At 54.1% G+C, this 22,301-nt stretch carries 24 protein-coding genes, 2 rRNA genes and 2 pseudogenes (1 of these 28 running past the window's edge); 13 read left to right on the top strand and 15 right to left on the bottom strand.

The window, feature by feature from the left end:
* Positions 1 to 17: 17 nt before the first annotated feature.
* The 8 genes from P3B99_007385 to P3B99_007350 form a co-directional block, all read right to left on the bottom strand.
* On the bottom strand, positions 18 to 413 hold the full coding sequence (locus P3B99_007385; GenBank protein WYJ07022.1) for a hypothetical protein: 396 nt from the start codon (positions 411 to 413) through the stop codon (positions 18 to 20).
* Positions 414 to 597: 184 nt separating this feature from the next.
* On the bottom strand, positions 598 to 876 hold the full coding sequence (locus tag P3B99_007380; GenBank protein ID WYJ07021.1) for a hypothetical protein: 279 nt from the start codon (positions 874 to 876) through the stop codon (positions 598 to 600).
* 15 nt (positions 877 to 891) lie between these two features.
* A complete protein-coding gene (locus P3B99_007375; GenBank protein ID WYJ07020.1) occupies positions 892 to 2,640 on the bottom strand; it encodes a hypothetical protein in 1,749 nt (582 codons plus the stop codon).
* Between the two features lies 1 nt (position 2,641).
* A complete protein-coding gene (locus P3B99_007370) occupies positions 2,642 to 3,109 on the bottom strand; it encodes a hypothetical protein (protein ID WYJ07019.1) in 468 nt (155 codons plus the stop codon).
* Positions 3,110 to 3,136: 27 nt separating this feature from the next.
* Complete coding sequence (locus P3B99_007365) at positions 3,137 to 3,403, bottom strand: DNA adenine methylase (GenBank protein ID WYJ07018.1); 267 nt, start codon at positions 3,401 to 3,403, stop codon at positions 3,137 to 3,139.
* 79 nt (positions 3,404 to 3,482) lie between these two features.
* Complete coding sequence (locus tag P3B99_007360; GenBank protein WYJ07017.1) at positions 3,483 to 4,397, bottom strand: hypothetical protein; 915 nt, start codon at positions 4,395 to 4,397, stop codon at positions 3,483 to 3,485.
* Between the two features lie 23 nt (positions 4,398 to 4,420).
* Positions 4,421 to 4,831, bottom strand: a complete 411-nt coding sequence (locus P3B99_007355; GenBank protein WYJ07016.1) for a hypothetical protein — start codon at positions 4,829 to 4,831, stop codon at positions 4,421 to 4,423.
* A gap of 13 nt (positions 4,832 to 4,844) precedes the next feature.
* Positions 4,845 to 5,795 carry a hypothetical protein gene (locus P3B99_007350; GenBank protein WYJ07015.1) on the bottom strand — a complete coding sequence of 317 codons (951 nt, stop codon included), beginning with the start codon at positions 5,793 to 5,795 and terminating at the stop codon, positions 4,845 to 4,847.
* On the opposite strand from P3B99_007350, the gene P3B99_007345 reads away from it, so the two are divergent.
* The 11 genes and pseudogenes from P3B99_007345 to P3B99_007295 all read left to right on the top strand — a co-directional run bounded on the left by P3B99_007345 (position 5,758) and on the right by P3B99_007295 (position 11,664).
* On the top strand, positions 5,758 to 7,179 hold the full coding sequence (locus P3B99_007345; GenBank protein ID WYJ07014.1) for a hypothetical protein: 1,422 nt from the start codon (positions 5,758 to 5,760) through the stop codon (positions 7,177 to 7,179). The genes P3B99_007350 and P3B99_007345 overlap by 38 nt on opposite strands.
* An 18-nt stretch (positions 7,180 to 7,197) precedes the next feature.
* Positions 7,198 to 8,301 (top strand): ATP-binding protein, encoded by a 1,104-nt coding sequence (locus tag P3B99_007340; GenBank protein WYJ07013.1) that lies wholly within the window; start codon positions 7,198 to 7,200, stop codon positions 8,299 to 8,301.
* Entirely contained in the window at positions 8,289 to 8,459 is a 171-nt protein-coding gene (locus tag P3B99_007335; protein ID WYJ07012.1) for a hypothetical protein, read from the top strand. The genes P3B99_007340 and P3B99_007335 overlap by 13 nt, the downstream gene beginning before the upstream one ends.
* 2 nt (positions 8,460 to 8,461) lie before the next feature.
* Positions 8,462 to 8,647, top strand: a complete 186-nt coding sequence (locus P3B99_007330) for a hypothetical protein (GenBank protein WYJ07011.1) — start codon at positions 8,462 to 8,464, stop codon at positions 8,645 to 8,647.
* Position 8,648: 1 nt separating this feature from the next.
* Positions 8,649 to 9,338, top strand: coding sequence for a hypothetical protein (locus P3B99_007325; GenBank protein WYJ07010.1), 690 nt, complete (start codon positions 8,649 to 8,651; stop codon positions 9,336 to 9,338).
* On the top strand, positions 9,301 to 9,513 hold the full coding sequence (locus P3B99_007320; GenBank protein ID WYJ07009.1) for a hypothetical protein: 213 nt from the start codon (positions 9,301 to 9,303) through the stop codon (positions 9,511 to 9,513). Before P3B99_007325 ends, P3B99_007320 begins: the two co-directional genes overlap by 38 nt.
* A 2-nt stretch (positions 9,514 to 9,515) precedes the next feature.
* Positions 9,516 to 10,070 (top strand): hypothetical protein, encoded by a 555-nt coding sequence (locus P3B99_007315; GenBank protein ID WYJ07008.1) that lies wholly within the window; start codon positions 9,516 to 9,518, stop codon positions 10,068 to 10,070.
* A 15-nt stretch (positions 10,071 to 10,085) separates the two neighbouring features.
* Positions 10,086 to 10,478: a hypothetical protein gene (locus tag P3B99_007310; protein ID WYJ07007.1), complete on the top strand. Its 393-nt coding sequence runs from the start codon at positions 10,086 to 10,088 to the stop codon at positions 10,476 to 10,478.
* A gap of 19 nt (positions 10,479 to 10,497) precedes the next feature.
* Positions 10,498 to 10,911 (top strand): annotated as a pseudogene (locus tag P3B99_007305) (amidoligase family protein).
* A 74-nt stretch (positions 10,912 to 10,985) separates the two neighbouring features.
* Positions 10,986 to 11,429: pseudogene (locus P3B99_007300) on the top strand (amidoligase family protein).
* Positions 11,430 to 11,433: 4 nt separating this feature from the next.
* Entirely contained in the window at positions 11,434 to 11,664 is a 231-nt protein-coding gene (locus tag P3B99_007295) for a hypothetical protein (protein ID WYJ07006.1), read from the top strand.
* Between the two features lie 602 nt (positions 11,665 to 12,266).
* On the opposite strand, the gene P3B99_007290 is transcribed toward P3B99_007295, so the two are convergent.
* The 4 genes from P3B99_007290 to P3B99_007275 all read right to left on the bottom strand — a co-directional run bounded on the left by P3B99_007290 (position 12,267) and on the right by P3B99_007275 (position 16,495).
* Positions 12,267 to 14,426, bottom strand: a complete 2,160-nt coding sequence (locus tag P3B99_007290; protein WYJ07005.1) for an alpha-galactosidase — start codon at positions 14,424 to 14,426, stop codon at positions 12,267 to 12,269.
* Positions 14,427 to 14,510: 84 nt separating this feature from the next.
* Positions 14,511 to 14,945 carry a PH domain-containing protein gene (locus P3B99_007285; protein WYJ07004.1) on the bottom strand — a complete coding sequence of 145 codons (435 nt, stop codon included), beginning with the start codon at positions 14,943 to 14,945 and terminating at the stop codon, positions 14,511 to 14,513.
* A 297-nt stretch (positions 14,946 to 15,242) separates the two neighbouring features.
* Positions 15,243 to 16,034: a hypothetical protein gene (locus P3B99_007280; GenBank protein WYJ07003.1), complete on the bottom strand. Its 792-nt coding sequence runs from the start codon at positions 16,032 to 16,034 to the stop codon at positions 15,243 to 15,245.
* Positions 16,031 to 16,495 (bottom strand): hypothetical protein, encoded by a 465-nt coding sequence (locus P3B99_007275; protein ID WYJ07002.1) that lies wholly within the window; start codon positions 16,493 to 16,495, stop codon positions 16,031 to 16,033. Before P3B99_007275 ends, P3B99_007280 begins: the two co-directional genes overlap by 4 nt.
* Before the next feature lie 234 nt (positions 16,496 to 16,729).
* Between P3B99_007275 and P3B99_007270 the strand changes: the two genes are divergently transcribed.
* Together P3B99_007270 and P3B99_007265 are read left to right on the top strand one after the other, a co-directional pair.
* The gene (locus P3B99_007270) at positions 16,730 to 17,728 is read left to right on the top strand and encodes a tyrosine-type recombinase/integrase (GenBank protein WYJ07001.1); all 999 of its coding nucleotides are present in this window, start codon (positions 16,730 to 16,732) and stop codon (positions 17,726 to 17,728) included.
* 237 nt (positions 17,729 to 17,965) lie between these two features.
* Positions 17,966 to 18,163 (top strand): hypothetical protein, encoded by a 198-nt coding sequence (locus P3B99_007265; GenBank protein WYJ07000.1) that lies wholly within the window; start codon positions 17,966 to 17,968, stop codon positions 18,161 to 18,163.
* Positions 18,164 to 18,243: 80 nt separating this feature from the next.
* Here the strand turns inward: P3B99_007265 and P3B99_007260 are convergent, their stop codons facing one another.
* From P3B99_007260 to P3B99_007250, 3 genes are all read right to left on the bottom strand, one after another.
* A complete protein-coding gene (locus P3B99_007260) occupies positions 18,244 to 19,578 on the bottom strand; it encodes an alpha-L-fucosidase (GenBank protein WYJ08444.1) in 1,335 nt (444 codons plus the stop codon).
* A gap of 429 nt (positions 19,579 to 20,007) precedes the next feature.
* Positions 20,008 to 20,124, bottom strand: a 5S ribosomal RNA gene (gene rrf, locus P3B99_007255).
* A gap of 129 nt (positions 20,125 to 20,253) precedes the next feature.
* Positions 20,254 to 22,301: ribosomal RNA gene (locus P3B99_007250) — 23S ribosomal RNA — on the bottom strand (it continues 807 nt past the right edge of the window).

Here is a 22,301-nt window from a genome sequence, read left to right as displayed (position 1 = left end):
CGCGACAAGCTCGCAGACTACTCGCCAGTCGTCGGGCTTTCCGTTTCCGCCGCGGGAAGACTCGCCCCAAGAATCTGGGCTTGACGCTTGGTTGCCGCCGCCTTCCTCTGCAACCAACCCGTAAAAGGGACGCAGTTTAGCTCGTGCACTTTCTCGAAAATCCTGCCCGAATCGTCGGGAAGCAGCATATCGACTTCCTCGCGAGTGAGGTCTGTGGCAAATTCCACAAGCTCCGATTCGAGCGCGAACAGCGCGGCGTATTCGGCAAACGCCCGCACGGGCAGGCATTTTACTTTGACGGTTTTCCTGTCGCCAATCGGGCGCGAAAGCGGCACGTCTTCGTAGCCCAAAAACGTCGCCATATCTTGGGCGGAGGGGTTGGTGGTGGGATTGTTTTGGTCTGGTGTGTTCATTGGTGTGATTCCTTTTTGAACGAAGAATGAATTTTGGCGTACATTTATAACGCCAAAAGAACCTACGCGACGATAGGAGCTGTGGAATTAGGAGTTGAAATATTACAGCTCCTATCGTCAAATGTGTTGTTCTTTCAGCGTCTATGATAAACGCTGAAATTCATTCTTCGTTTTTCGTTTTAAATTACTGCTCCGTCTCCCCCACCGCTTCGTCTGCTTCCTGCGCTTCGCTTTCGTCGCCCGCTTCCGCGTCTTCCGCCTGCGGATTTTTAAGGGCGGCATAAGCGTCCGCCATCGCCTGAATCGTCTCGGCGTACGGCTCTATCGCCGCAAGCTCCGACTTCTCCCTCAGTTGAATTACACTGCGCCCGAACGCGGTTTCGATGTACACGTTCACGCCCCTGATTTCGGCTTCGACCGTCTGCGAAGCCCCATTGATGTTTGTTTGTAGGTTGATTTTCATAGGTGAATTTTTGAATTACGCGTTCTCCTGAGTGTATTTTGCGGAGAACGCCGAATATATTTGATTTACCGAGTTGTCCATGTCTCCCGCAACAGAGCCGCTTATTGTCGCGTGGCTTTCGTTGCCCGAAGCGTCGCGGATTTTCCCGTCGAATGTGTAGTTTTCAAGGGCGGTTGTTGCGCCGATAACCGCGAACTCAAAGTACGGAATCGAAATCGTGGCGGTCGGCACGTCCGCGCCGTTCCAAGTCGGGAAGCCAACCATGTCGGCCTCGACGGGCGTTTGGAAAACTACGTCCGCCGCTTCGCTCGTCGGCAGGTCGTTTACGGGCGTAGTGTACGGCGCAACCGTCGATGTACCCACGTTGAGAGTCGTCTGCGAAATGCGGTTGCCAGTGGTCTCCATGCCGTCCCAAGTGAGCGCACCTCTGCGGACTCTAAACCACGTTCCTGCGGGATACTTTTTGTCGAGTCTAAACCAAAAGCGTCGAGTCGCCGCCTCGGTGAGAGTGAGCGTGTAGCCGTCGTCGGACTTTGCGAGCGTGCCCTGCGTTGTCTGTCCGAGGTTGCCCGCCGAGGGCGTCGCTTGCGCCACCACGTCGGGATTGCTTTTAATGTAGACGCCGCCGCTTAAAAACGGCGGAAGCCGCTTGCCCTTTTGATAGTCGGAAAGCGAGTACGGGGCGTCGGTTGCGGAGACGTCGAAGTTTAAAACGCGGAAATCGGAGTAGCCGACCGTGCCCGCGCTTGTGCTCGACGAACCCCATTTGTTGACGGAGAGCGCGTTGTTAAGAGCGGGATACGCCGCCGTTGCGGTTGCGCGGTTTTGTACGGAAACTCCGTTGACGAAAAGCGAAACCTGCGCGTTTCCGTCGGAAAGCTTTTGGAAGACGAACGCAAGAGCATTGAATCCGTCGCCGACGAGAGCGGCGATGTCGGAACGCGTAAAACTGCCGATTGCCGTTGCGCCCATCATTACGCGCAAGCGGTTGTCGCCGCCGAACTGCGCCGCCAGATATATGCCCGTTGACATCGCGCCCACAAGGAACGGGAAAAGCACGTTTGCGGTTCGGGCGACGGAAAAGTCGAAGTCGGTTTTGAAGAGCACGGAGAGCGTGTCGAAAGCGAGGTTGGGAGTCGCCGTCGCCGAGCCGCCCGAAAAGTACAACGTGCCGCTGTCGGATTTTGCGAGCGCAAGACGCCCCGCGTCCGAAGAAGCCGCGCTTGCAGCGGCAAGCTGGGCGGCTGTCTTTGCCGATTCCGCCGCGGTCTTTGCCGACTGCGCCGAAGTTGCCGAAGCCGCCGCGCTTTCCGCCTGAGCGGAGGCCGCCGCCGCAGACTCCGCAGCGTTCGAAGCGTAGCCGCCCGCAGATGTCGCCGACGCGCTTGCTGCGGTCGCCGAGTTTTGAGCGGCAGTTTTCGCCGATTCCGCCGCCTGCATGCAGGTTTCGGCAAGCTCGGCCGCCGCGCCTGCGTTCGACTCCGCGTTTGCCGCAACGGTCGCGGAAGTCTCCGCCGCCGCCTGCGCGTCAATGGCGGCAGTCTTCGAGTTTTCCGCCGAAGTTGCGCATGCCGCCGCATTCTCCGCCGACGCCGCGGCAGTCGCGACGGAATCTTCGAAGAGAGAGCGCACATAGTCCGCAACCGCATTGTAGAGCGCGGACACCGAGAAGCGGCCTTTGTCGGTTATCAAATTGTGGGTTGCGGTCGGGACGGTTTCCTCGAACTCCGCAAATTCCTTTATGTCTTTTTTGTCTATTTCCATTTTATTCCTTTACAATCGGGATTGCCCCGCCAATCGAGAGCACGCTTCCGCCGACCGATATTGCGTACGGAAATTCCGCCTTGCGTCCGCAGCGGAAAACGTATTCGAACTCGGTATGCACGCCGATTTCGTTTGCGACCCGCACGCTTTCGAGCACGGCGTTTTCGAAGCCGAAGCGCACGCCGAGCATATTGCGGTAGTCGAGCACGCCCGACAGCCCGCCGGAAAGCTTTGCAATGTGCCGCAGCGAAAACGTCTCCGCCTCCGCGTACGACTTGAACTGCCTGCCGACGCTGACCGACACCTCGAACGACATGCCCGACGCGCGGCCGAAATTGCGCGAGAACCGCCCGCCGACAACGCCGACGGAATCGTTGTTAAACGACAGCGACGGCGTGGCGCAGCTCGCCCAGCGCGTCGTTCCGTCGGCGGAGTCGGCAAGTGTTGTGTTTCCTATTCGTAGATGCATGGGCGGTTTGAATGTTAAAAGAAAATCCTACGCGCCCGCGTCCTCTTCGAACTCGAACGCCGAGGCTATCGTCGCGATGGAGAGCTTGTTTTCGCCCAGTTCGTCGCCGAACATCTTGAACGACACCTCGCCTATGAGCGATTCCTTGCTGCCGAACGTGGCCGACGGGTTGGCGAGAAACACGGCAAGCCCGCCCGCAAACGGCTCAATGTAGGTCGAGTGCTCGGGAATCACGGGCAGAATATATTTTAAAAGCCGCCGCTTGCCGCCCGAATATGGAAAAACCGGATTCATAGAAATTTTTACTGCTGTTTTTGAAAATTGAAGAAAGGCGGACGCGGAGCGGGAAAACCCCGCGCCCGCCGATGTCGGATTATTTAAGGGTGATGAGCTTTGCGGCCGCGCCGTTTACAACCTGCACGTCCTGCGACCAGTCCATTTTTGCGACTTCCGAACGGCCATCGTCGCTTTGATATGTGCCGCTTTTCATCCATTCACCCGCAAGGCGGAACGTCTTCATGAAAGACGGATCGCGGCGAGTCGGGCTGTCGTTGGCGACGAACACAAGAACCTTGTTGCCCAAGATGAAGTCGAGAGCCTTTGCCTTGCCTTCGGGCGCGGTGTCCTTGACGGCGTATGTGCAGCGGCTTTCGGGCTCCCCGATGAGCAGGTTCTTGAACGTCTCGAACGACGGCACTTTAAGCTGCGTGTCGCTGAGTCTGTCGATGACGCTCTTGTGGTTCTTTGCCTTTTTCCACGCGGTTGCGCCCCAGAGCATTCTGATGCACAGCGAACCGCCGAAGCCGCTCGCCTTCATAATGTCGAGGATTGCGTCGTCGAAGTCGCTGATGAGGTTTGTGCTGTCGCCGAGGGTGATGTCGGTGCTTGTCAGCGATTCGACCGCCTTTGCGATGACCTCGTTTTCGTGCGAGAGCGCGGCGACTTCCGCGACGAGGTCGGCGGCTTCCTTGTAGGCGTTTTCGAGAGTTTCCTCGCTCATCGCCTCGTAGATGTCGACGGGGCAGTCGAGCGCGCGCGGCGTGCAGTTGAATGTGCCGTCGTTTGCGTCCCAGCCGATCTGGACGGCTCTTCCGCCAAGCGCGCGGCGCACGTCGGGAATGCGGTAGCGGCTCTTTTCCGTGTAGATTTTGTATTTGCCCGTCATCGTCGGAACGTCCACGCCGGGGGCGAGGAAGTTGCCGATTGTCTTCTGGACCATGTTTTGGGCCGCGCCCTGCGCGTAGTTGCGGATTGTCGCGCTCGCGGCTATGTCTGATAGTCTTGCCATTTTATTTTCCTTTCCTTTTCAAATTACGAAGACGCCACCGTCACGGACTTGTTGTAGGCTCTCGCGAGAACCGCCTGTCCGTCCACGCCCGCTTCTTCGGCGATTGCAAGCACCGCATACGTTCCCGCAGTCGTGGGAAGCTTGCGGAGCTTGCCCTTGTCGGCGGCGGTCGAGGGATCGGCGGCGCAGAGCAAGTCGCCCATCGCGCACGCGCCCTTGACGAACACGCGCACCTGCTCGCCCCTGTTTAGCGGCTTCACGGACGATTCCGTCGCGCCGCCGTCGACGACGACGTAGGGGGGGTCGTCGGTCAGTGCGGCGGGAAGGTCGAGCCCCGTCGAAGTCAGTTTTGCCAGAAGCCCGTTCTTGCCCGAAAGGTCTGCGCTCGGGAGGCGGACTATGCCCTGTCTTGTGTTTGTCTGTATGTTGTCCATTTTTGCTTTCCTGTTATTGTTTGCATTCCGATTCGGCGCGGGCGTATGCCTGCCTCCACGGGATTTTTTCGTTGGCGCAAATTTCCTGTGCGCGTGCGGTTATCTTGTCGGCGAGCGCGGCTTGGGCGGCTTCGTTTGCGGCCTCCTCGGTGTTGCGTGCGCCCAAGTCTGCGGTTTTCGACGACGGCTTCCAGACGGCGGCGCGTGAGGTAAACAGCGTTGCCGCCGCGTCGAAGTCTTTCGCGTTCGAGAGAATTTCAATCGCCGTTGCGGTTTCGGCTTGGCTCATGCGCCCCTCGGCTACGCAGTTGTCTACAACCATTTTCGCGCGGGCGGCTCGTTCGGCGGAAAGTGCCTTGCGCAGCGTTTCGTTTTCCATCGCCGCCTCCGCGGACTTTGCTTCGGCGGGTTTTTCAGCCTCTGCGGGTTTTTCTTTGAGTTTGCCGATTCTTTCCAGAACCGACTCCTCAGTGGGCGCGCCCTCGGCGTTTGTCTCCGCCGCAGTCGCCTGTTCCTCGGTAAAGCCGAGGGCTTGCAGGATGTTTTTGAGCATCGTATTTCCTTTTGTTTGGGTTGAATTGGTTGAATTTGCAAAGTCCGTTCCGCCGATGTTCGGGTTGTGCGTGAGCCCCACCGAAATCAGCTCTACGGGGCGGAACGTGCCGTCGGTTTGGCGGTTCATTCGCCAGCGCGGCGAAAACAGCATATGTTTGGGCAGGTGCTGAAAATCGTTGCCCCACGCAATGCGCGCCATTACGCCGCGTTCGCCCGCGTAGACTTTCTCGACCGTGCCGTAGGTTGTTTTGTCGAGGGCGTCGGGGAAGCTGTCCGAATCGGGGTGCGAGCGGTAGACCGGTATCGGGTTGCCGTGCCCGATTTTGCGCCTGAATGCCGCCCAAAGCCCATCCGCGCCGCGCCCCATTTCGTTGGCGGAGTCGGCGTCCACAACCTGCATTCCGCGCATATGCGGATACGGCACAAAATACGAGTGGGCGCGCAACACCGGCCGCCCCGTTCCGGGGCTGATGGGCGGCGACAGGGAACTGCCCGACGGCTGGAGCTTGGGCAATCTGCAACGCATAAAGCCCCGCAGCCGATACCTGCTCGACGGTGCGCGGCAGGGCGTTTTCGCGGCGCATTCGTCCGCGCCCGCAATGGTTCACCGCGACAAATCGCAACTGCGCTTTATGGAGTGGATAGCCTTCGACGACGTGCGCATCGACAAAATCTGCACAATCGCCGAAAAGGGGCTCAAACGCCAGTTCGGCTATCCGCTGGCGGTCTTCGCCTTCGACGTCGCCACGGGTTGCGACATCGCGCACATCGTAAAGCCGTGGTGCAAGTCTTGGATTGAGGTGTTTTTCCGCCCGTTTCAGGAGCAGCTCGCGCTCTCCGACGGCAGCAGCGGCAACCGCTACGACAATATGCCCGCGCAGACAAAATACGCGCTTTTCTACGCAAGGGAGCTTCTGCGCAAGGCGGGCTCGCGCGAGGAAATCGTAGACAAGCTGCTTCTGCCGCACCCGCGCTTCGAGGACATCTGCGACCTGATTATCGAAGCCCTCGACGCGCTCCGCAAGCGCACCGACCACAATTTGCAGGGCTTCGAGACAATCACCGAATGGCGCAGGAACAAGTTCGACCGCGTCCACACAAAGGCGGAACTCGACCAATTAAGCGACGACGAGCTTTCGCAAATCGAAATCTGGGAACGCCTCGAAAGCCCGCTCGAAAGAATGAACCGCCTTGCAAAGGGAATCGACTTCTGGCGGCCCGACCCGCGCCAATACTGCCACCTGCTCGCGCTCAAACAGGTGTGGAAGTTCGCCATCACAAACGGCGGGTGCACGTTTACGGCAAAGTCGCTCAAAATCCACAAGTGCGAGCGCATTCAGGAAAACCTCACATTCAAGTCGCCGTCGGACGAAATCATCGAGGCTTACACGGGCAAGAAAATGCTCTGCTACTTTGCCGACGACCTTTCCGTCGTCCACCTCACCTACGAAGGCCGCCACATCTGCGCCTGCGAGCGCGTCCGCCGCGTGAATATGCTCGATTCCGACGCAATCAAACGCGCCGCCGAAGCCGCCGCAAAGCGCAACAACGAAGCCCGCGCGGTTCTCACGCCTCTTATGCCCGCCAAGGCCGCTGAACTCTCCGCAATGCGCGAGCACAACAGCGGCGTTCTGCGCAATGCCGAAAAGCTCGCAAGGAAAATCCGCGAGACCGAAGCCGATACGCAAATTGCCCGCGCGGAAACGTCGAAACGCGCCCGTAAAATCGGCACGGCACGCCGCGCGGCCATCGCCGCCGCCGCAAGGGCACTGGAAGACTCCGACGAATTTTAATCCAAAACAAAAAGCAGTATGAAAAACATAGACGAAATCAAAAACGCAATCAAAGACTACCCCGCCGAGGCGCAGACGCACGTGCTCACCCTCGCGGAGTTCTGCAACACCCACTGCGACGGCAGCGAACAGCGCATCGCCGCCCAGTTCGACGGCAAGTTCCGCTACTCCAAAGACTGGTTCTACCAGCTCTTCTCGGGGCGGCGGTTCAATAAAAAACTCGGCAAGTTTCAGGTCGATATGGACAAGCTCGCCGAAATCGCGGGCGACGCAAAACGCATCGCCGAGGGCGGCACAATCGGCGGCGCAATCCCGCACGTCGAGACCGAGACCGTCCGCGAAATGCGCGACGCAATCGACGCAATCCGCCCCGAAACCAACGTCTGCAAATGGCTGATGGTCTGCGGCACGACGGGCGCGCAGAAAACCTACGCCGCGCGGTTCTACGCCCTGACGCACCCCGATGTCTACTACCTCGAAAGCCCGACAGTGCCGAGCGTCTGCGAACTTTCGATGATTATCGGCGAAGTCGTGCCGAGCTGCCGCGCCGACTTTTCGGGAGCGAGACTCCGCCGCGAAATCGTCAAAAACGTAAAACCCCGCAACTGCTTCATCTTCGACAACGCGCAGCGGATGTACGACCCCAGAAAGAAGCTCAACCAGCCGCTCTTCGGCTTTTTGCAGGCCTTACAGGACGCCACCAAGTGCTCCATCGTCCTGATTTTCGTCGACGAAGCCATGGGCGAAAACTCGCTGCGACGCGTTGTGTTCGGCAAAGACGCGGGCTACTTCGAACAGCTCGTCGGCCGCGCGGGCGGCGAGGACTCGATTTTGTTCCTGCCCGACCGACCGAGCGATTCCGACCTGAACGCATTTGCCAAGGCGACGGGCTTCCGCGACGCCGCACAGCGCAGGGCAATGCTGCCGATTATGCGCAAACTCGCCGCGCAGAAAGGGCGGTTGCGCGTGGTGCTAAATGCGCTCCAAAACGCCGCGCGGCTTGCCATAGCCGCCAAGCGCGAAATCACGACCGACGACTTTTTCGACGCTCTGCCGACCTCCGACGCAACCATTTTGAAAACAATCGACAACACAAGAAAGGCTCTCGTATGCAACGCATAATTCTCTTCATAGCTCAACTTCTCCTACGCCTAATCTGCGCACCCGTCGCGGCGGCATTGTACGTCGCGGGAGCGGTTTCCGAGACCGCCACGGCAACGCTCATATCGCTTACCGTCGCGCTCGACGCCTACAAACACCCCGAAGACGTGGAGGACTAATAATGCCGGCCGCAGAATACATCGACCTCAAAATCGTCCGCAACCGCGACGGCAAGTACTTCGTCGCCGCCGCCTGCAACGACACCGAGCCGTTCTTCCCGATTCTCTTTAATTCGGAGGCGGAGGCGCGGAAGCTCGTCGAAAAGCTCAACAAACAGCTCGAATCCGAACCGTGGAGGCGCAACTAAAATGCAAAAATTGGAGAAGCTTTTAAACGGCATTGAAAACTTTTTCGCAGGTTTGCGTATGTCGCAGCTCCCCGCCGACTGCGTAGCCTACGAAACATTCCCCGACCACGCAAACGCGGCTGTCGTCGCCTGCCGAATCGAGAAAAACGACGTGGGTGGTTGGTCGATTTTTCTCGGCGAAGGACGAAAGCACAAAATCGGCAACTACGCAAGCTACGCCCATCGGAGAGTAGACGATGATGGTGAGACTCTATTGCTTAAACTTCGGACTTTCGGCGGCGGCATTTGTCGCCGCCTGCCTCGAAAAAGAACCCGCCATCGCGTGGATTGCGTTTTTCAACTCAATCATCTCCCTTCAAATCGCAACCGCCATCTCCAAAGCCGAAAGGGACATCAAATGAAAACAATGACTGTGGTAATCGACCTTTTCAAGCAACGCCCGATTTTGTTTTCCGCCCCGATGGTTCGGGCGATTCTCGCCGGCAAAAAGACGATGACGCGCCGCGTGTTTTTCAACGCGATACCTGCATTTGGCGGTCGGCGACTGGCTTTGGGTTCGCGAGAAATACCGCGTCGCCGACGGCCGCCCGATTTACGCGGCGGACTGTTCCGAAAGCGAAATCAGGGCACATCGCGGCGAATGGAAACCGTCTATGTTTATGCCGCACGAGTTTTCGCGCCTTATACTTGAAATTACCGACATCCGCGCCGAACGGCTCAGGAGCATTTCGGAGGCGGATGCGAACAAAGAGGGCTTCGATAACGTCGCCGACTTCCTCAAATACTTCGAGTCGCTCAGCCCCAAAAATCGCGGCGAAAACCCGAACGTCGCCGTATTTTCATTCAAAACCGTCAAACAAAAATAACAATGACCGCAACATTCGCAAAACCTACACAACGCGCCCGCAAAGGTTCCGCAAGCCGTCGGCGCGGCGGAAAGATGACACCCGAAGAGTCCTACTACTGGGGGCTCTGGGCTGAAATCAAACGCAAGTTCGGGCTTACGTCCGACGACACCGAATCCCTGCGCAAAGACATCACCGAACAGATTTTCGGAGGCGAAAGCAAGTCGCATAAAAGCTTCAAACACGGCGACTACGACGTAGTTCTCGGCGCGATGCGCGAGCTGCTCAAACAGTCCTCGCTCGTCGTCTATCCCGAAAAAGTCGTCGCCATGTATATGGAGGGCGAAACGCGACGCATCGCCCACCTCATCGACGAGCTCGAAATGCCGCCCGCCTACATCGCGGCAATTTCGTTCGGCAAATTCCACACGCGCGACTGGCGCAACGGACTGCTGGCGTTCGAAATGATGCAGCTTTTCTACACCTGCAAGGCCCGCCTCTACGCCTACAAAAAGGCGGGCAAAACATTCACATCAACCCCCGCCGCCGCAATCGACGACGACAACTGCCCATTCTAATCAGGCTCGCCCGCTATGCCTAAGACCACCCACGACTTCCTGCGCGACCGACTGCTCGCCCAAGCGGGCATCTTCGACCCGCTTCCGCCCGCGCCGAGCCTCGACGAAATCGCCAAAATCCAGTCCTGCCCGCAGTTCGAGCAATACCGCAAAAATCGGATGATTATGGGCTACTTCCGCTACGGTTCTCTTCAATCGCAAATCGGCAAAGCGCAATACGACAACGTCGGCTCTATTGCCAAACGCCTCTCTCTATATAATAGAGACCACAACCGCGAACACCTCGTGGACATCGCAAATCTGGCAATGATAGAGTTCGCCACCCACCCAGATTATCCATTCGCTCCTTCCGACGACGGCGAACACGCCGCCCGAAAAAAAATAAAAAAAATGTCCGAAGAGAGTTGACTTCGTTCCGCCGTAGAGCGTGTGTACGCACCAATTCAAAAACGGCAATGGAAATCGACGAAATACTCAACTCAAACCTGACCAAATCGGACAAAATGCGCAGGCTCTTCGCGAGGGCAAAACCCGAAAGGAAGTCGCCCTCCTGTTGGGAGTCGGTTACGGATTCGTCCAAAACGTCTACGCAAAATACTTCAACAATCGCCCTCTCTCACCGGAGGGCGATTTTGTTTTCAACAGGACATTCGGCGTAGAACTCGAAATCGTCCACGGCAACAAGCGGCAACTGCGCAACGCAATCAGGCGCAGAGGCGTAGCCTGCGAAATAGAGGGCTACAACCACGCCACGCGCACAAACTGGAAGATTGTTTCTGACGCGTCCGTAATCGGCGGCTACGAGCTCGTAAGCCCCGTTCTGAAAGGCGAACGCGGACTCGCCGAAGTTAACAAGCCCTCGAAGAGGTCAACGCCACGGTCAACAAATCCTGCGGCTTCCACGCCCATTTCGGCACACAGGACTTCAAGAAAGACATTTCCGTCTGGCGCAACCTTTTCGCCAACTACGCGACGCTCGAAGCCGACATCGACGCCTTTATGCCTCCGAGCCGCCGAAACAACCGCTATTGCGCGTCGATGAAGGTTTCAAACTGGCGCGAAAAGATGGATTCCGCGCACAACCTCGAACAGCTCGCCCGCTCGATTACGGGCGGAAGCAGGTATTTCAAGCTGAACGTCCAAAGCTACTGGCGGCACGGCACGGTTGAATTTCGCCAACACAGCGGCACGGTCGAATTCGGGAAAATCAGAAATTGGCTGCTTTTCTGCGCAAGGCTCGTCGATTTCTCGAAGCGCGAACGGCTCGACAGTGGCGGCGAACGCGCCCTTGCAAAACTGCTCGACAACGAACTCGCAAATTTCTACAAACAACGCAAAGAAAAATTCGGAAGGAGATAACCAAATGAAAACATACGAAATGCGCGGAGGAGGCACGGTGTCGGGCGACAACGCCCGCGAAGTCCTCGACGCCATAAGGAATTCGTCCTACAATCACGAAGCCGATTTAGGCGCATTTGTCCGCGAACTCGCCGAACGGTGCAAAATATACGACGGCTCGACAATTCGGACGACATCAAACGAAGACACGCTCGCCGACCTGATAAACAGCGGATTTTTGACCGAAAGAAAATAGATTCCGCAAAGCCGTTTCAAGGGGCTTGCAACCGAGTTGCAACGCCTCTTTTTTTTTGCGATTTTGCAACCCGCACGAAAAAACTTCCGAGCAAACCTGCGCGTGATGCACGCCACCCTCGCCGCGACAAAAATTTCCGAGCCAACCGTTCCGTAAAACACAACCTACCCGCCGCGCGACAAAATCCGAATTTTTCCTCAAACGCTTGATTTTTGGCGGGGAAAACCGCCCAAAACGCCAAAACTTTCCTCAAACCGCCCCGCGCGACAATTTTCGCCACAACAGCCCAATTTTAAAGGCATTTAAGACCATTTAAGACTTTTTAAAACTTCCTCAAACCTTCCGCCTCAAAACAAAAGCGCAAAACAAAAAAGGACTCTCCGCAAACGCGGGAGTCCTTTTTTTGCCGCCGCAACGCAAAAAAATCGGCTGCGGAAATGCCGTCTACAAATTCCGCGCGAAAAGCCGACCGACGCCGCCGCAACCCGAAAAATCGGGAAGAGAAACCCGCCCTATTCTCCGCGCATTCGCGCCGCAAGCATTTCCGCAAAACGCCGTTTGTCGCGCGGCGACACGCACACGCGGGCGGGCGGTTAAAAGAATCAGTCCGCGACTTTTTCGAGCAATATCAGCATGCTTGCGCAACGCTTTTTCGTCGGCACAAGAAGTCCGTCCTCCATCAGTTTTTTTCCCGAAATTTTCGCGCCGTCCGACGGTAGCGCGGACTTTTCGTCCGCCCCGTACATGCCGATTTCGCGTACGGAATATACGGAGTTCGGGTCAAGCCCCTTCAACTTCACGGTTTGGTCGGACTCGTCGTTTTTCGTCTGGTAGACGAAGACGACCGCCTTTCCGTCGAGCACGGTCATCGCCGCAGACTGCGCGTGCTCGTAGGGCGATTTCAGCCTGTAATAGTCGCCTTTCGAAGTTATCGGGCGCACCGTGTTTTTGTAGAGGGCGATGCTGCGCCTGATGTAGTCGCGGTCGGCGGGCGAGAGCTTGGAAACGTCGATATCGTAGCCGAGCGCGCCGCTCATCGCGACGTCGGTGCGGAACTTCATCGGCTGGCGTCCCATGTTGGTTATGTGCGCCGACACCGCGTTCTGCGGATAGAAGTGCATGAAAAACCACTGGATTTTCACGCGGTCGGAAGGCACAGTGTTGTCGCTCGCCCAGAACGATTCGAAGTTCGCAAGCGACGCAAAATCCACGCGCCCGCCGCCGCCCGAACAGAGCATTGCCGCAACGTTCGGGAACGATTCGGAAAAATGCCGCATGCGTTCGAGAAGGTTTTTGTTGTAGTCGAAAATCGCGTTGCCCTTTTTCCCGCGCGGCAGATACGCCGACACGGGCTGGTAGATGCAGCAGTTGGCGTCCCACTTGACGTATTTCAGCGGATTCGGGCGGACGACCGACTCGAAAATTCCGTCGATAAACGCGTTCACTTCGGGGTTGGAAAGGTCGAGAACAAGCTGGTTGCGTCCGAGCACATAGCCGCGGTTTTTAGAGCACAAAGCCCAGTCGGGGCGCGATTCGAAAAGCTCGCTCTTGGGGCTTATCATTTCGGGTTCAAGCCAAATGCCGAAGCCCATTCCGCGCTTTTGCGCCTCTTCGCAGAGAAAGCCTATGCCGTGCGGAAGCTTGCCCTCGGCGACAACCCAGTCGCCGAGACTGCTGTTGTCGCGATTGCGGACATACTTTTTCCCGAACCAGCCGTCGTCGAGCAGGAATATATCTACGCCCAAATCCTTCGAATGCTCGAAAAGCGAAACGAGCTTCGCCTCGTCGAAATTCATGTGCGTAGCCTCCCAGTTGTTCAGCAGCACGGGACGCGGATTTTCGGGATTTCTGAGCGAATATTTCCGCGCCCAGTTGTGGAAGTTGCGCGTCAAACCAGCCCTGCCCTTTTCGGAAAACGACCACGCGGTTTTCGGCGTCTCGATGCTCTCGCCCGAAGCGAGATAATAGTCGCCCCCGATGTTGTCGGCGGCGAGGGTCGCGCGGAGAACGCCCGTCGAATCCAAATCGAAGCGCATGTTGAAACTCCCCGGCCACATTACCGCGCCGCCGATTACCCTGCCGCCGTCCTCGCGCGAAGCGGCGTTTTCGGAGACGAAGAACATCGGCGCAAGCATTCTGTGCGCGCGGGAGCCGAGATTGCTTTCAAGCACCTTGCGCCCGCGCGTCAAACGCTCTTCGGAAAGCCCCGACTCGTGAAAATACGTTCCCGAAAATTGCGTCAGCCAATACTCCTTCGCCGAAAACATCAGCGAAGCCGACGCGAACTTCCGCAGACGCACTCCGCCGTTTTCGCGGTTCGTTATCTTCGACCAAATCTGAATGACGTCCTCGTTTTTGAACGCGCGGAAATGCAGCTCCACATAAAATTCGTGCGCTGGGTCTTTGAGAAAAATCGTCGTGTCCTCAACGTTCGGGTCTTTGTCGGAAACGCGCGAATCGGCTTTTACAAACTCCAAGCGCGTGGAGACGTCGCCGTCGGAGTGCTCCGCCTGCAAGGAGGCGTCGCCGAGAAAGCCGTCGCCCGCGGTCGGATAAAACAGGAACTGCTGGACAAGCTCGTCGGTCTTTTTGAACGGCTCGAAAGAGTCTCCCAAAGCCCCGTATCCGCGAACGCTAAGAAGCCCGTCCGACTCGCGGAAGAGCGCGATTTTCGAATTTTTCGTCGCGACGGCAATTTCGTTCGAAAACGCCGAAAGCGCGATAGACAACATAGATAATAATAGCAATAATCCCCTTTTCATATTCGGAATATTCTCCGAAAAACGCACGGAGAAATCAACACAATTATCGCCGCCTTAACCTGAAATCGGGAAGACAACCCCGCCCTATTCTCCGCGCATTCGCGCCGCAAGCATTTCCGCAAAACGCCGTTTGTCGCGCGGCGACACGCACACGCTCAGCCGCTTTCCAGACTTGCCGACGTAGCCTATTTCAATTCGGTCGAGCGATAATGCTGGCGCGGACATTATATCGAAAGTGTCGCGGAAATTTCTTATGTCGGAATACTGAATCCTCATGCGCCAAAATCCGCAGATTTCAAGACAGGCTTCGCCGAAAACGTAGCGGCAATTCCATATGCCATAAAATACGATTGAGAATACAAAAATATCAAACAATGCGAACGCCGCAAACGCGCAGTAGTCGCCGTCCCAAAGCAGGAAAAACGCCGCGCACGCGGCAAGCGCAAACGCTCCGCCAAACAGCCACACAAGCCAAGCGTCCACTTTCGAATAAAAAACGTTTTCGGTATCCCGCCGCACATCCGCGCCTTTCAACCTAATTATTAAGACATCGCCGACGCGCGTTCAAGCCTTTTCGCCCGCCGCGCAACAAAAGCTTTACCGCAACCGCAGCCGCCGCGCTTTATGATTCAAGCCATGATTCATAACACACACAGAAGAGCTTTCCTGAAAACGGGGTTTGTCCTGCCGTTCGCATTCGGCAAGCTTCTCGCGGCGCAAAACGACGCCGACGCAAAAGAATCGCCGCCCTCCTCACCGCATAACAGCCCCACTCAAAACAAGAGCCTTTCGGAATCCCGAAAGGCTCTTTTTGGGTTAAAGCTTCTTAAAACCGCAATATCCGCAATTCTGACACAACCTATAACGAGGATCGAAATAACCTTTTGCCCAAAATGTTGCTTTGCAAGTTTTACACTCATACTTGACTACACCAAACTCGCCAGGATCAATCTTATCTTTTATTTCCCATATATATTTTTTCCCAAAATTTTTAATAATAGTGCAATTTTTTAATTTCATCTTATATTTTGGTTCAAAATCTACAAAAAAATACCCGCAAATAGCTATCGCATCGCCATTTTCTATTTTTAATATATAATCCTTGTATTCTTTAGATAATTCACAATACAAATCAACCACTCTATCGTTAATGCGTAAAACATAAACATCATCAAACAACCCATCCGCTTTTGATATGAATTCTATACGGCCTATCGTACAAATTCGTTTCCCAAGATATTTTTCCTCTGCGGCAAGTTTATTTTTTTGATACGCTTTGGAAAACTCGCTGGACAAATCATCGATATAAATCTTCGTATATTTTGAAAAGTCAAATTTCCTGCCTGCCAAGATAGGAGGCTGCGGGATAGATTTGGCAGGAGTAAGCGTCATAAGAGTAGGATTCACAGGAGCGGGCTGTGCTGGAAGAGGGTTCGCAGATTCAAATTCTGCCAAAATATCTTTTTCCTCTTCGTTCAACGACTCTGAAGTTTGCGCAGAATCAGAAAGTGAAGATAGTTTGCCTGTTTTTTCTACGCAATTCGTGAAAACAAAAGAAGCCGTGCTGAAAGCTAAGAACAAGGCAACAAAAAGTATTTTATGCTTCATAGTTGGTTTGTTAAATGGTCTATTATTGCGCGTTGCACGCTGGGAAGAAATTCTTCGTAGAAGCTCGACGGGCGTATTGTTGTCAGTTTTCCTCGGCTTTCTTCTATATCCAATTCAAACGGGGTTTTAACTATCCACTTGACGCCTATTGCAAGATTTCCGCCGTCAGCCAATCGCGCCGCCTCTGTTTCATCAGGCAACTCCGCCGTCTTTGTTTTCTTGGCTATCAAGTAATGCACCAGCGATTTTGAAACAATGCCTATTGCTTTTACGGTCATTCTCGGCGACTTCGGCGACTTCGATTTTAGATAAATAATATCGCCGGTTTTTACAGAAGAGATGAGTCCGTATAAATCTTCCGCGTCATCGTATCCCCACCCCAAGACAAAATTATCGTTGGCGAAGAAATTTTCCATCACTTCGCCCTCTGCCCATACCGAGCCTGCGCCGTATATCGCCATTTTGTTTCCCTTGTTTTAATTATATGGCTGGCAGACTATGGTATTGATAATACCAGTGTCAAATAAAAAAGTCCAAAATACTTTTGAATCTTTTGAATAAAAGGCGCTTGCAATAATTTTTTAGATTCCAGCGTTTCATGATTTACAGGGATAATGCTTTATTTGTATATTCGGGTTTTATTCTATATATCAATATCTTAACATAAAATTCCCGTACAGGGTATTATCAATACCATGACAAACGAAATCATTTCAGCTACAACGCTCCTTGAAGGGAGAGGAATTTCAATTTTAGACGCCGCAAGGTTAATTTGCAACGCCCTCGACGCTTTTCCGAAAGGCTCTACTCTTACGCCTGTTCAATTCTGCTCGAAAATTATCGAAGCGGGCAAGCGACAACTTCACATTGTCGAGATGTCCGTTTCGGAGGGCTTTGCCGTTTATTTGGAATCCAAGCGGCACTTGCGCAAGGATTCGTTCAACGACATTCGCTACTTGGGCAAACGCCTTTTGAAAGCCAAGCCCGAACTCGGCAAGCGCAATTTTTCCGAGCTTTCCGTTGCGGAATGCGAAGAGTGGATAAATTCCGCATTTTCAACACCGTCGCAGCACAACAAGGCGCGGGCGATGTTTCACGGGCTTTTCGAGTTCGCAATCCGCCGCGAATGGTGCGAGCGCAACCCGATAAAGCGAATCGAGCGCAAAAAGGTCATCGAGAAAGAGATTCAGCCGCTTAAACTTCATGAAGTAAAACGTCTTATCAAGACCGCGCAAAAGGAAAGCCCGAGTTGCGGGGTCGCCGCCGCGCTCTTGGTTTATGCGGGAATCCGACCTCGCGAGGTAGTGCGGCTCACTTGGCGCGACATCGACACCGAAGAGCAGACAATCACCGTGCGCTCGCTATGCTCGAAGACTGGCGGCGTGCGGCAGGTGGAAATTTCGCCCGCGCTCAACCGCATTCTCTCCCCCAACAGGGTAGAGCCGATAGAGAGGAAAGTCTGCCCGCCCAACTGGCGGCGTCGCTGGCGCAGAATCCGCGACACTTCGGGCTTTCGCGGCCGTTGGATTCAGGACATTCTCCGCCACACCTACGCAAGCTTCCACGCAAAACGCTTTTCCGACCTGCCCCGCCTGCAACTAAACATGGGACACCGCGACCAGTCGCTCCTCCGCTCGCGCTACGTCAACATGCGCGGCGTCTCCCGCCCCGAAGCGCGCGGATTTTTCAACTAAGCGAAAATGAACTAAACCCTACTGCTATGCAGTGAGCTTCAATTCATTGTTGCCAGTCTAATGAGGCGTAAGTTTCGAAAGAAGCTTGCGCCTCTCTTTTTTTGTATATCCGAACACAAAAGTTTTTGTGCGAAGCGCAAAAAGCTTTTGGGGAGCATAATTTGCGCGAGTCAATTACCCGCAGGGCGCGTACTGCGCGGATTGGCGTAAGCCAACCAAAGCAGACGCGTGCAAAGGATGTCGGGGCTCTCTTTGTATGCGGATGCCCGCTCGCACGACAGCGGACTTGTCGTGCTGTGTGCCCGAAAAACAGGACAGACGATTTTCGCCAACCCCGACACGGGGAAATCGGCGGTAGTGCTGACGTCAAGAATAGGCAAATGGGCGGCGGACATACAAGGGCGCAAAAAAATCGCCGCCATCCTCACCGCATAACAGCCCCACACAAAACAAGAGCCTTTCGAAATTCCGAAAGGCTCTTTTGTTATCAATGAAATGCCGTTTGCTTCTATCTACTACAAGACGATTTCCACGACCTTATCAATGTCATTCGGCACGGCGTCAAAAGAAATGACAATGCCGCCGTCGACTTTCTGCACCTTCACGGCTTTCTTGCTTGCGAAGTCGAAAGCTTTCTTAACCTCGCGCTCGCCGATGGGGAGGAAGAGCGATTTATCTTTCAGGTTGAGGATATGCACGAAAAGGCGGTTGCCCTTTTGGGTCGTTACCCCCCAATCGTGGGGAGCTACGATTCCGCCGCGCGTGCCGTAAATCGTCTCGCCGTAAACCTTCATCCATTTTCCCATTTCCGCCAATCTATCCAATGCGACAGCGGGAAGCTCGCCATTGGGCTGGGGTCCGATATTCATGAGCAAGTTGGCGTTCTTGCCTGCCGCATTCACGAGATAATGAATCAAGGTCTTTGTTGATTTATAATTCTTGTCGGCGATTTTATACCCCCACATGCCGTTCATCGTCTCGCATGTTTCGAGCGGCAGATGGCTGACATCTTGCCCCGAGAGCCCCGCCTTGTTTTCGCCGGGGAGGTCGCGCTCAAACATCTGAAAGTCTTCTCCCTCGAAAGGCACTTTGTGGTGGTTATTGCCGATGAGGCAGGCGGGCTGCAAGCGGTGTATCAATTCGTATTGCTCGGGCAGTTGCCAGTCGAAATTTGGGTTGTTGTTTTGATCCCACAGACCATCGAACCATATTGCGCCTATCTTGCCATAGTTTGTCAAGATTTCGGTAAGCTGGTTGTTCATGAACTTGTAATAGCTCTTCCAATCTCCCTGCGGATTGGGACGCCCCGTGCCTCTGCCAGTTTTACCCCATACAGCGTCCTCGCGATACCAGTCGATATGCGAATAATAGATATGCAAGCGGATTCCCTGCTTGTGGCATTCGTCGGCAAGCTCTTTCAAAATATCGCGCTTGAACGGAGTTGCGTCAACGATGTTGTAATCGGAATACTTTGTATTGAACATCGAAAAGCCGTCGTGATGGCGGGAGGTGAAGCAGATGTACTTTGCACCCGACGCCTTGATGGCAGACACCCACTTTGCGGCATCAAACTTGGACGGATAAAAACCCTCCGCCAACTTGGCATATTCCTTGTAATTCAAGTTCTTCTGAGCCATCGTCCATTCTCCTGAGGCAAGCATGCTATACAAACCCCAGTGAAGAAAAATGCCGAACTTATCGTCTTGAAACTCTTTGCGAGATTCCAAATTCTCCTGCGTCGGTTGATACTTTTGCGCGTGGACTGTTAAATTAGCCGACAAACAAATTGCAAGAATTGCTGCGACTATATTCGTCTTGCTTACCCTCCACCAAAAAGGAATTTTTCTCATCATAGTATTAATTTTTGTTATGTTTTTTATTCAATTTGTATAATTCTATACAGAAAGGCATATGGCAAAACACCATTTACCGATAGCATAAAAAACATTTTTTCCGACCCCCGTCAATCATTTTGCGAAAGCGATAGTATCACCCGCTTTCAACCCGCCAAATCCGCAGCGGAGACATGCGCGTAAGCGTCGAACGAAAGCCAACGGGTTCCCGCTTTTTACTCGGTCGAAACGGCGTTCCTTGCGACGGCTTCGTTTGCCTATTTGCAGATGTTTCTCTCGGTAGATTCTCAAAAACTTCTTGTGGTTAAGAGTTTCACCGAGTCGGCGGATATAGTTGAACAACAGCCGATAACCCCAGCTGTCGTGCGAGCGGACATCCGCATACAAAGAGAGCCCCGACATCCTTTGGGACGTCGGGGCTCATTAGACTGGCAACAACCTACTCTCGCACGACAGCGGGGTCGTACTACCATCGGCGGCTGAGAGCTTAACGAGCGTGTTCGAGATGGGAACGTGTGTTTCCTCTCGCCTATGATCACCAGAGTTTCATCGTAGATGTTGCCTCGGCTCTCTCTCAACCGCTTTGCAAATTCAAAGCATGTAGCGCGGATTTATCAACCCAATTCAGCTCCAAATGCTGATAACTCTATTTTAAAAAAGGCGCACAATTTTGTAATTAAACTTTTCGGGATATTAGTAGTACTTAACTCAACGCATTACTGCGCTTACATTTGTACCCTATCAACCAAGTCGTCTACTTGGACCCTCATGGAAATCTCATCTTGGGAGGAGCTTGGCGCTTAGATGCTTTCAGCGCTTATCTCTTCCGTACTTAGCTACTCGGCGCTGCCGTTGACACGACAACCGATACACCAGCGGTACGTCATTCCCGGTCCTCTCGTACTAAGGAATGAACCCCTCAAATTTCCAACGCCCACAGAGGATAGAGGACCGAACTGTCTCACGACGTTCTGAACCCAGCTCGCGTACCACTTTAATTGGCGAACAGCCAAACCCTTGGGACCTTCTACAGCCCCAGGATGTGATGAGCCGACATCGAGGTGCCAAACTTCGCCGTCGCTATGAACGCTTGGGCGAAATCAGCCTGTTATCCCTAGAGTACCTTTTATCCCATAAGCGACGACGCTCCCACGAGCTATCGCCGGATCACTTGGGCCTGGTTTCCCATCTGCTCGACTTGTAGGTCTCACAGTTAAGCTCCCTTTTAGCCATATCCTCGCCGACCGATTACCATCCGGTCTGAGGGAACCTTCGCAGTCCTCCGTTACTTTTTAGGAGGAGACCGCCCCAGTCAAACTAACCCTCTAACACTGTCCCACAGCCAGCTTATGGCTTGCGGTTAGACGCCTAATTGGCAAAAACCGGTATTTCACATTGCGGCTCTATCGCCCCCTGAAGGGCAACTTCGAAGCCTCCCGGCTATTCTACGTATTGAAAATCAAACGCCAATATCAGATTATAGTAAAGGTTCATAGGGTCTTTCCGTCCTTCTGCGGGTACGCGGCATCTTAACCGCGACTACAATTTCACTGAGCTTCTCCCTGAGACAGCACCCAACTCGTTACACGATTCGTGCAGGTCGGAACTTACCCGACAAGGAATTTCGCTACCTTAGGACCGTTATAGTTACGGCCGACATTCACGGGGGCTTAGACCACAAGCGCTAACAAGCAGTTTTCACCTTTCCGCATTGGTCACGTGTCACTCCCTATACGTCGTCTTGCGACTTCGCAGAGAGCTGTGTTTTTGATAAACAGTCGGTTGGGCCTCTTTGCTGAGACCAACTCGCGTTGGCACCCCTTCTACCGAAGATACGGGGCCATTTTGCCGAGTTCCTTGGGGAGATTTCACTCACGCGCCTTAGAATACTCTTCCCGGATACCTGTGTCGGTTTGCGGTACGGGCTACCTAATGATTAATCGCATAAATTTTCCCGGAACACCATCCATTCAATCCCTATCGGCCGTAGCCTCTAAGTCCCCAGCTGCTTTCACAACCTTAGACCGGGACATTCATCACCCGGCTGAACTTCACGTATTCGTCAATATGCGACTCGAACACCATTAAGCAGGTATAGGATTATTAACCTATTGTGCATCGACTACTCCTTACGGCCTCGCCTTAGCTCCCGACTAACCCTGGGCGGACGAACCTTCCCCAGGAAACCTTATCCTTACGGCGGCATGGATTTTAACCATGCTTTTCGTTACTCATGCCTAGATTCTCACTTCCAAAAACTCCACGCTCTCTTTCAATCACGCTTCTACGTCGTTGGAACGCTCTCCTACCAATTATTGCTAATTCCACGAATTCGGTGTAGTACTTTAGTCCCGATCATTTTCGGCGCAAACTCTCTCGATGGGTAAGCTATTACGCACTTTTTAAATGATGGCTGCCTCTAAGCCAACATCCCCATTGTCTAAGAAAATTTACCTCCTTCTTGCCACTTAGTACTAACTTTGGGACCTTATTCGATGGTCTGGGGTGTTTCCCTCTCGCCAACGGAGCTTATCCCCCGCTGACTGACTACCTAATTTTCCCAGCCGGTATTCAGAGTTTGATAAGGTTCGGTATTCTGGTGTGAACCCTAGCCTTTTCAGTGCTTTACCCCCGGCTTTTAACATTCGGCGCTATACCTAAATATATTTCGGAGAGAACCAGCTATTACGGGGCTTGATTAGCCTTTCACTCCTAACCAC

It is taken from the genome of Opitutia bacterium KCR 482 (assembly GCA_029269845.2).
In the GTDB taxonomy this organism is placed as follows: domain Bacteria; phylum Verrucomicrobiota; class Verrucomicrobiia; order Opitutales; family Intestinicryptomonadaceae; genus Merdousia.
This window is presented reverse-complemented; position numbering and strand designations above follow the sequence as displayed.